The sequence below is a fragment of the Siminovitchia fortis genome (genome assembly GCF_007681465.1).
GTDB lineage: Bacteria > Bacillota > Bacilli > Bacillales > Bacillaceae_C > Siminovitchia > Siminovitchia fortis.
On the sequence record NZ_VEKZ01000088.1, the window covers coordinates 1 to 8,986 of the forward strand.

The window sequence follows — 8,986 nt, forward strand, 5'->3', positions numbered from 1 at the left end:
CGTTCAGTTTTCAAAGATCAAACTTGTTCGCCGCTCTCTTGGGCGACTTTTCTATTATACCGCGCTCATTTCAGGTTGTCAACAACTTTTTAAAAAATATTTTTCAACCTTGTTTGAGGCGACTTTCCTAATATAACATTTTTTAAAACCTGGCGTCAATACAATTTTAAATTATTGCGTTTGGTTCAACAATAGTCTAGTTTGTATTGCCAGTAGAAATATACTAACACCTTCTATTGATCACGTCAATGGTTTTTTACATATGACAATAGCAGCCAATGGAAGTCTGCCCAAAGGTTGCAGGTCACGATTTTAAGTATTTAATCAGAAAGCGGCATCCTGTATAACCTATCGTCATTTTCCTGTCCCGTTCCCCGACCATCAAGGTTATTACTAATGAAGTAAAGGTATTCATCCTCAATAAAAACATCTCGAATTCGACCAAGATCCGTTACCAGTTCCCGTTGTTCATTCGTTTTTAAATCAAATTCCAAAACGGCAGTTCCTCTGAGAGCTGCAACATATAATTTATCATTATCATACGCCATCCCGGATGGTGCCCAAGTCGCTTCGTTTCCGGAAGTGAATAAAGGGGAAACCATACCTTCCTGCTTTTCTTCTCCTTCAATAATCGGCCAACCGTAATTTTGACCGGCCTTGATCAAATTGATTTCATCATTTGCGTTATCACCGTGCTCACTTGCATACATCGTACCATCCGATGACCAAGTAATCCCTTGAGGATTGCGGTGTCCGTAGCTATAAACGTAGGAGTCTGGAAACGGGTTATCACCTGGTATCGATCCATCGAGGTTCAGTCTTAAAATTTTACCGCCTAATGAATTAAGATCTTGTGCTATTTCACGCTCAGAAGCGTCTCCTGCTGTTGCATACAGTTTTTCATCAGGCCCTATTTTAAGTCTTCCGCCATGATGGTAAGTACCACTGGGAATTTGGTCAAGAAGCAGGCTCTCTTCTCTCCATATATTGCCTTCTAATCGAAGCGTTACGATACGATTGAATTGTCCTCCACTGTTTTCATACGTATAATAGGCATACGCTTGGTTCGATTCGGAAAAGTCAGGGGCAAGCACAAATCCAAGCAGCCCTGCCTCTGAAGCTGTTGACACCTCTTCTTCTAGTTCTACACTTTGCCGCTCTACCTCGTCTCCTTCTATTTTGACAATGTTCCCTGATCTTTCTGTTAAATAAATGGTATCCTCTAATTTTTCGATGGACCACGGAACATCCAAGTTGTCCGCAATGACTTCCAAATCTTCTGCAGGTAAAGATTGTTCTGGTTTTTCCATGTATTCCGAACCATCAGGGGAACTTCGTTGTTCAGAGCAACCCGCTATTAAAAAGACAGCAGCAATCGATAATGCCAAGACTTTTTTCAATTTTAACTATTCCTCCCTCTTTATCTTCATCTATCTGCGCATATCCTCTATTCCATTATCTTTCTGATCCACAACCTCCCCATGTAGACACAAGATTGAATTTAATTCATTCTCTTAATTGAAACTGTAAAGTCATCATTAATACTGTCATTTTCATCACTCTCCACTGCTAATTCATATGCTTAGTGACACCAACCAAAATATCTAGATCAACGGTTATCCCAGCAGAATCTTGATTCATAAATGATTCGATTTGTTCTTTTTTTGAATTCCAAGCAAGAGGGGACATTTGAACAAGATTTATCAACTCTGATTGGTTTAATTCCTTTACATAGCTTAATTTGACATTTTCCTCCAAATGAAAATGTTGCTTGAAAAGCGATACGATTTCATCATTGTCATAAGTCTTTTTATTTTTATCAGTAAAAAGGATTTCCCGTAATTCCTTTAAATAATTGGAACGGGGAACAACTTTCACAATGGAGGCCATCCGGAGCCAGGATTCTTTTGAACTCCTCATAATTTGCAGGTGAAAGGTAATTCAAAACAACGTGGCATGATTGGTCTGACAAGGGTATGTTTGCTAAATCGCCGACAAGCCAAATCGGACTTTTATAATTTTTGGCAGCCATCATGATGCCCTCTTTTGAAATATCCAACCCAATACCGGTTATCGCATCATTCTTGCATTCATCTAAAGTCTTTTGTAAATGAGAACCCTCACCACATCCAGCATCAAGAAGTACAGTTGGTTCATAAGAGCCATCCAAATGCTTCTTGAGCATTTCTGAAACCTTCTCATGCAACAATGTGTATAAGTTACTTTCCATGATTATTCTTCGTCTTGCTTCAAAAAGTTTTTTGTCGTAATGTCCATTTGAAGGGCGATTCATCATGTTGACATAGCCCTGCTTTGAAAAATCAAACGTATGACTGTTCGAGCAGATGAGGCTTTTTAAAGCAAAAACCTTCATCGGACTATTGCATAGTGGACATCTAAACACATCCACGATTCCGCTTACCGCTTCAGCACTTCTTTCTTTCTGATTCATAATCCTTTTCCTTTCTATAAAATATCACAGGCCGTCCTATATACCTTTTCTACAACCGGGCCAATAATGGAATATTGTCCTGCCCGCCAATTATGGCATTAAGTAAAGTCTTCAGTATTTGAAAGGAAGATCTTTCAAGACCCGACTTCGAGTATGCTTAGCTTTTGGACTTTGAGCAGGGCTTCGGCCTGAAATACGACTTTAGTCGTCGGCATTCATGTCAAAATTCACCCGCTTTAGCAGGTGGTCGCTTAAAACTTCAAAAATGGTTTAATACGGCTTTTTTATCTTTGGCCATCTGAATTTTGGAACATGCTTCACCATTGTTTCAAATATGAGTCCCCATTGCTGTTCCGATAAAGTCGCAACTGAAATCTCATTCTTTATTTGAAGACTCCTTTTTAAATGCTTAATTTGAGGTGGTGTAAATACACCTCTTAATGCTAAATCGACAGATATTTGGGGATTTTTAAGCACATAATCGGCTAATCCCCAAAAGATTACATAATCGCTGTAAGGTACAATCGGTTTAGGCTTTCTATTTATTGTAATCATTGCCGAATCAACCCTTGGTGGTGGAGAGAAATTTTTTCTTGAAATCACTTTAACATACTGAATATCAAACCACATTTTCCAAGCGATTATATATGGATCTTTCACAAAATTTGACGCGAATCTTTTGGCCGCACCTTTTTCCATGACAATAACACCTCTTTGCAAACCGGTCGATGGATTACTTAGAAGCATCTTCATTATGGGTGTCGTAATCGAGAAAGGAATATTTGATACAACGACAAATTTTTCTTTCGGCAAATGGACTTTCATGATGTCTTGATGAATGATTTTCGTATTTTGACTTTGCGCCGTTTTCTTTTTAAGAACTTCGACGAATTTAAAATCATATTCTACCGCCAATACCTTTCCTGCTCGTTCGTTGAGGACTGTCGTCAAAGCACCTTTTCCCGCTCCTAATTCTAAAACTGTATCTTCTTTGCATATTTTCGCTCGATCCACGATTTCATGAAGCAGCCTTTTATTATGCATCAAGTGCTGTCCGGAAAAGTTGGGAGGCTCTCCACGGCTTAATTTTTTGTTGCTGTATTTATGTGTTTTTTTGGTCATATGATTTTCCCTCCAATATAAAAAATCGCAGTCTTCTGCCCGCGATTTAGAGTAAAGGAAAGAAGCCTCGCCTTTTATAAATAAAAGTTGAGCCTAGAACCATATCCCAAATAATCCACACCAATTAAGGGTTGAGGTAAAAATTTACACAAAAAAAGAAAGGCAGAACAATCCACCTTTCTTCACAAATGCATATTTTAATAAGTTTTTTAATGAAGATTATTAAAAAAGGGCAGACGGATCCCGTTTACTCTGCCTGCAGGCAGAGACTTTAAGCAGTATTCAATTAGCTGCATAAAGTTGAAAAACGCAATCTAATCCATACAATACCCATTTTTTAACAACCCACCTTAGTTTAATTACTTTAAATATCGTATTTATTATAATTTTCACAATAGATAAAGTCAATGAAAACATTACTTGCTGCTCAGTTATCCACACTGCAATCCGAACCCATTTTTCAAAAAATCAGTCATTAAAAAATATTAATTAACTTCAATAATCACCCGATTGTTTAAGATTTTCTTTCGAACACCCACATTTTTGATACATCTCGATATCCCAATTTTAGATATAAAGGATGCCCAATCTGACTAGAAACAAGTACACTCTGGACAGCACCTTCCTGCTTGGCATCCATAAGCATTTTTCGGCAAAGTGCTTTGGCCATTCCTTTACCCCTATGCATTTTTGAAGTAAAGACATCATTCAAAAATACGGTTTTATCTAGTAGTGCATAGCTTCCATGAGATGCAGGATGCCCGTTTTCTTCACCAACGTAAAAATGCAGATTTGGATCATTTAATTTCTTAAGATCGATAGCGGCCTTATTGAAAAAATGATTGATACGTCGAGCTTCTTCCTCAGTTTGGACACACTTGATGATCTTGTTATCTGTTTCAAAAGACCAGCTATCCAGATTTAAAATCATAAGAAACTCTGTACTTTTGATGGTATATCCCTCCGCACCATAACTATACGGTTCTTCGTCAGAAAACAAAGTAAGCCAATAGTCTTTTTTTATGTCCAGTTTATTTATTGTATCAATAAAGTGAGCAGGATTTGAATTATAAACGATAAACTCGTCAGTTCTGCCATCAACATTTGTACCAAAAGCAAGATGCTTTATAGAATCATAATCATGTATTTGGGATGCAGGCTGGCGACTGCAATAATACTCACCCCGAATAAAAAAATCTACAGCTTTTTTAACTCCGTTATTTCCTCCATACCGTCCATTCCTCCAAATGCATTTTGAAATGTACTGGCTTTTATTCTATTTAACAATTTATGATTTTCCGCCAAACCTTGTCGTTTAGAGAATTACTCCCCGCTCCAGCGGAAAAACCGTGAGGACAAAATGATTGACACGATGGCGACACCAAGGAGGACCGCGACATCCACCCCATTCTCCCAAATCGGTGTGAAATTCCATGTTTGCCTTATTAAATCAATGACATAGTAAAGCGGAAGGATGTGGGCGATAACACGTAATACGTTTGGCATCCATTCAATCGGAAAGGTGGCTCCCGATAGAAAAATCATCAAATTCATGGCAAGTGAACTGATGGCTGAGGCAGTCCGAACGCTTTTGGCAATTGAATTGATCAACAGTCCGAACGGGAAGAAGGCAACCAGGCTTAATAGTATTGCCAACAAGGTACTTCCCAAATATTTCGGTACATGTAAATCGAACACAAGGAATCCAAAAATGAGAATAATTACGGCGCTGATGGTAAAAATGACGGTTCCCTGCACGGTTTGCGCCGTTAACACCATCCAGGGCCTTACTGTTGTGACCTGATAGCGTCGCAAAATGCCTTTTTCACGATAGTTGGCCATCACCGTTCCGATTCCAAAAAACGCAGTGGTCAAGATATTCACGGCAATCCAGGAAGGAATGTAAGCATTGCTATAGGTCATCCCACCGATTTTTGCGCTTCCGAACATCGCCCCGAATAGCCAGATCATCAGAACCGGAAACAAAAAGGTCCAGAACACGGCCATTTTTTCTCGAAAAAATAACTTTGTTTCCATTACCGACAGTTTCACAATTTTATTCACGCTGATCGCTCCTTTAACAGGTGGACAAACAAATCATCCAGCGTGCCTCGCTCGAAACGGAATGCGGCCACTTTCCAACCGCGTTCTTCACATTCTTTTAAAACCATGTAGGCGGAACGCTGGAGATTCTCTGTTTGAATTCTCACCCGATCCGCGGATTTCTCCACATGAATCACACCGGGCAGGGCGATCAATACATCGGGATCCACATCGAAACTCTCAAACGCCAGGTAGTTTGTCGCCAGGTCTTCGAGCAACACATTCGGTTTTCCAAGTGCCCGGATTCGGCCGTCGTACACCATGGCGATACGATCGCAAAGTTTTTCGGCTTCTTCCATATAATGCGTTGTGACCAGGATGGTGGTTCCTTGTTCCTTCAGGGTATGGATGACTTCCCACAACTCTCGGCGTGCTTGCGGATCAAGCCCCATGCTCGGTTCATCCAAAAATACGATTTCGGGTTGATGCAAAACAGATAAAGCGAGCGTTACCCTTTGTTTCCAGCCACCGGAAAGATCCTTGAAATACGAATTGAGTTTGTCTTTCAAATGTAATTGTTCAATAATGTCCATCAGGTTATGATGTGTGTCATAAAAAGAGGAAAACAGATTCAGCGCTTCTTTGACCTTCATTAACTCCTGTATGGATGTGGCCTGGAACTGCACCCCGATTTTTTTATTTAATTGATAGCGGTCGGATTCCTTGCCGGGGTCAAAGCCAAGTACGTGCACGTTTCCGGAATCTCTTTTCCGCAGTCCTTCCAGAATCTCAATGGTTGTGGTCTTACCGGCTCCGTTCGGACCGATAATCCCGAAAATTTCGCCTTTTTCGACTGTAAAAGAAATCCCCTGTACGGCTCGGGTTTCCCCGTACTGTTTGGTCAATCCTTCAACTTCAATGACATGTTTCATCTTTTTTCTCCTTCTCTCATAAAAAGTGAATGGATTTTTACTCTTCAGTCTTGCATCAAAAAATCAGTTTTATTTTACAAAAAGGTTATTCCGGCAGCCACCCTTTGTTTTCGGCAATTGAGACGGCATCCATCCTGTTTCTCGCTTCAAGCTTCTCAATAATTTCGGAAATGTAGTTGCGGATCGTAGCTGGATATATATATAAAGCCTTACTGATTTCTTTGACGGAATCCCCCTTCTTCAGGTGCAGCAATATCTCGGATTCTTGTTTCGTCAGTGGGTTTATTTCTTCCATCATGGAAAAAGTAAGGTGCGGGCTGAAGACACGCCTGCCCGCGTGAATTTTTCGCAGTGCTTCCGCCAATTCGGACACGGGCGTATCTTTTAGCAAATAACCCATTACTCCGGCCTTCACGGCACGTTGCAGGTAGCCGCTTCGGGCAAAGGTGGTCACGATGGCGACCCGGCATTCACTGCCTTCATCCCTCAACTTTTCCGCTGCCTCCAGTCCGCTTAACAATGGCATCTCTATATCGAGCACGGCAATATCGGCGTTTTTTCCTGACATCCGGAGAGCCTGTTCACCGTTGTTGGCTTCCCCAACAATTTCAATATCTTCTTCCGGGGCCAACAACTGGCTGACCGCGGATCGAAGCATTCCCTGATCTTCCGCAATGACGATTCTCTTGGATTCCCTCCTTCTTGATCGCCGGTTTCTTGACTTTCGGCACGATAATCGTGATTTTTGTTCCTTTTGTTTCCCCGGTTTCCATTTCAAGTTTCCCTTCGATCAGAAACAACCGTTCTTTCATACCCAACAGGCCGCTGCCGAACCGATCACCAAAGCCGGATAAAAGCCGAAGCTCAATTCCCACGGGCTCAAGAAAGCCCCCCATAAAGCAATCGCGACCAGTTGAACAATGATGAAAAAGGTTCGGTGTTTCGCATTCATAATGCTGATCAAATGAGCTGTTGCGATTATAAAAAACAAAAGATAGTTGTACCCAGTCGGTTGCGGAAAAATAATCATAGAAATCAATGGAGGAAGCAACATCATTGTTTCCCACGGCAGTCTGGCGTGAGCCATTTCTTACCACCTTCCTCATTTTGCTCTATCATACCATATGGCTTTGAGCCATTGACCTTAACCTTTTTCGTTGGTAATCGAGGCCCCGGGAATTTGGGTCTGCTTCCAGTGTTTCAGCCACATCGGAACCAACCAGATCGAAAGTAAGAAGACCACGACATGCACCGGCTGTGCAATAACCCAGAATTTATCTGCGGGCGGATTGGCCCAAACATTCAGTGAAGACAACAGAGTGACACCCCCGGCCAGCAGAACATAATAGAGTGAAGGTTTGGCAGTTTTTTGAAACCACTTTACGAAAATCATTGCCCCGGCGATATTTGCGATGATCGAAGCAACCGCAATGGAGATCCAATTTAACTGGGAGAACCACAGGCCTGTCACAGCACCTAACAGGTAAGCCGCAGCAATACCTGCCGCTCCTGAAATAACCCCTGCATATAAACCGACTAATATACCTTTTCTCATTGTTCTTTGTGCCTCCTTCATTTAATTTATTAAAAGCATATCGAAAAGCCGACAGGGGCCGGTAGTTATGTATATCACTTTTTTGAAATGATAAATATCATTTTTTAAAGGTTTTTCGGATCGGTTCATGTTATTAAAAATGACTTTTTAAGGAAAAATGGCGGCAACATCTACGGACTGGCCCGATTACATTTCTAATTTTCTTCCTTATTGCTGGTACCCCCCATTTAACCTATATAAATCCGGACAGTTTTATTTGTTGACAAATTCTAATTATTAAAGATACCATTTAAACATAAATATTTAAAAAATTGAGATGAATCACTTTGGAAGGAAAACCTTCCGTGAGCAACTCGCGCAGTTCCTATCGTAATGTCGATATTAGGCAGTGATGAACGTTATGATCATATTCTTATGTATAAACAAGTGCCCACCTTTATTTGGAAGCTATACATGCTAAACCAAATAAAGGAGGATGCTTATTATTATGAACATGAATCGATCGATGGTTATGATCTCTATCTTTGCCGCTACCTTTTTAGCGGCTGCAGAGTCATCGATTGTTGCGACGGCTATGCCAAAAATTGTATGGAATTTGAAAATTTATAATATTTAGTATATATCCATAAACTGTAGAATATTTGTCCATGATTCACCTAGAATGGCATTCCATGCAACAGTGCCGGTCATCGTAATTTTTTTAAAATTTGTTTTAAATATACGACGATACAATACTTTTCAACTAATTAATAAAAAAGAGTATTTCGATATTCATTCAAGTTTAAATTGATAGAAAATCAGCATATCATAATAATGAAAATGTTATCCCAAATTACGAAAGTAAATTTACTGAACATTAATTCTGGGGCTATTTGGTAAAAC

General features: G+C 40.3%; 11 protein-coding genes. 1 reads left to right on the forward strand and 10 read right to left on the reverse strand.

Annotation, left to right across the window (positions count from 1 at the left end; genetic code table 11):
* Nucleotides 1-320: 320 nt before the first annotated feature.
* The 10 genes from FS666_RS18245 to FS666_RS18285 all read right to left on the reverse strand — a co-directional run bounded on the left by FS666_RS18245 (nucleotide 321) and on the right by FS666_RS18285 (nucleotide 8,104).
* Complete coding sequence (locus FS666_RS18245; protein ID WP_244943958.1) at nucleotides 321-1,400, reverse strand: PQQ-dependent sugar dehydrogenase; 1,080 nt, start codon at nucleotides 1,398-1,400, stop codon at nucleotides 321-323.
* Between the two features lie 169 nt (nucleotides 1,401-1,569).
* Nucleotides 1,570-1,878 carry a class I SAM-dependent methyltransferase gene (locus FS666_RS20385; RefSeq protein ID WP_244943959.1) on the reverse strand — a complete coding sequence of 103 codons (309 nt, stop codon included), beginning with the start codon at nucleotides 1,876-1,878 and terminating at the stop codon, nucleotides 1,570-1,572.
* Nucleotides 1,820-2,452 (reverse strand): putative RNA methyltransferase, encoded by a 633-nt coding sequence (locus tag FS666_RS18250; protein ID WP_244943960.1) that lies wholly within the window; start codon nucleotides 2,450-2,452, stop codon nucleotides 1,820-1,822. The genes FS666_RS20385 and FS666_RS18250 overlap by 59 nt, the downstream gene beginning before the upstream one ends.
* Nucleotides 2,453-2,722: 270 nt before the next feature.
* Nucleotides 2,723-3,574 carry a 23S ribosomal RNA methyltransferase Erm gene (erm, locus tag FS666_RS18255; RefSeq protein WP_144463659.1) on the reverse strand — a complete coding sequence of 284 codons (852 nt, stop codon included), beginning with the start codon at nucleotides 3,572-3,574 and terminating at the stop codon, nucleotides 2,723-2,725.
* Between the two features lie 514 nt (nucleotides 3,575-4,088).
* On the reverse strand, nucleotides 4,089-4,505 hold the full coding sequence (locus FS666_RS18260; RefSeq protein WP_144463658.1) for a GNAT family N-acetyltransferase: 417 nt from the start codon (nucleotides 4,503-4,505) through the stop codon (nucleotides 4,089-4,091).
* A 392-nt stretch (nucleotides 4,506-4,897) separates the two neighbouring features.
* Nucleotides 4,898-5,638: an ABC transporter permease gene (locus FS666_RS18265; RefSeq protein ID WP_120075535.1), complete on the reverse strand. Its 741-nt coding sequence runs from the start codon at nucleotides 5,636-5,638 to the stop codon at nucleotides 4,898-4,900.
* Nucleotides 5,635-6,549: an ABC transporter ATP-binding protein gene (locus FS666_RS18270; protein WP_120075537.1), complete on the reverse strand. Its 915-nt coding sequence runs from the start codon at nucleotides 6,547-6,549 to the stop codon at nucleotides 5,635-5,637. The genes FS666_RS18265 and FS666_RS18270 overlap by 4 nt, the downstream gene beginning before the upstream one ends.
* Nucleotides 6,550-6,634: 85 nt before the next feature.
* Nucleotides 6,635-7,207, reverse strand: coding sequence for a response regulator transcription factor (locus FS666_RS18275; RefSeq protein ID WP_144463657.1), 573 nt, complete (start codon nucleotides 7,205-7,207; stop codon nucleotides 6,635-6,637).
* A complete protein-coding gene (locus FS666_RS18280) occupies nucleotides 7,158-7,655 on the reverse strand; it encodes an ATP-binding protein (protein ID WP_144463656.1) in 498 nt (165 codons plus the stop codon). Before FS666_RS18280 ends, FS666_RS18275 begins: the two co-directional genes overlap by 50 nt.
* A gap of 38 nt (nucleotides 7,656-7,693) precedes the next feature.
* Nucleotides 7,694-8,104 carry a hypothetical protein gene (locus FS666_RS18285; protein WP_144463655.1) on the reverse strand — a complete coding sequence of 137 codons (411 nt, stop codon included), beginning with the start codon at nucleotides 8,102-8,104 and terminating at the stop codon, nucleotides 7,694-7,696.
* Between the two features lie 487 nt (nucleotides 8,105-8,591).
* On the opposite strand from FS666_RS18285, the gene FS666_RS20525 reads away from it, so the two are divergent.
* On the forward strand, nucleotides 8,592-8,720 hold the full coding sequence (locus FS666_RS20525; RefSeq protein WP_260842237.1) for a hypothetical protein: 129 nt from the start codon (nucleotides 8,592-8,594) through the stop codon (nucleotides 8,718-8,720).
* The last annotated feature ends 266 nt before the right edge of the window (nucleotides 8,721-8,986 follow it).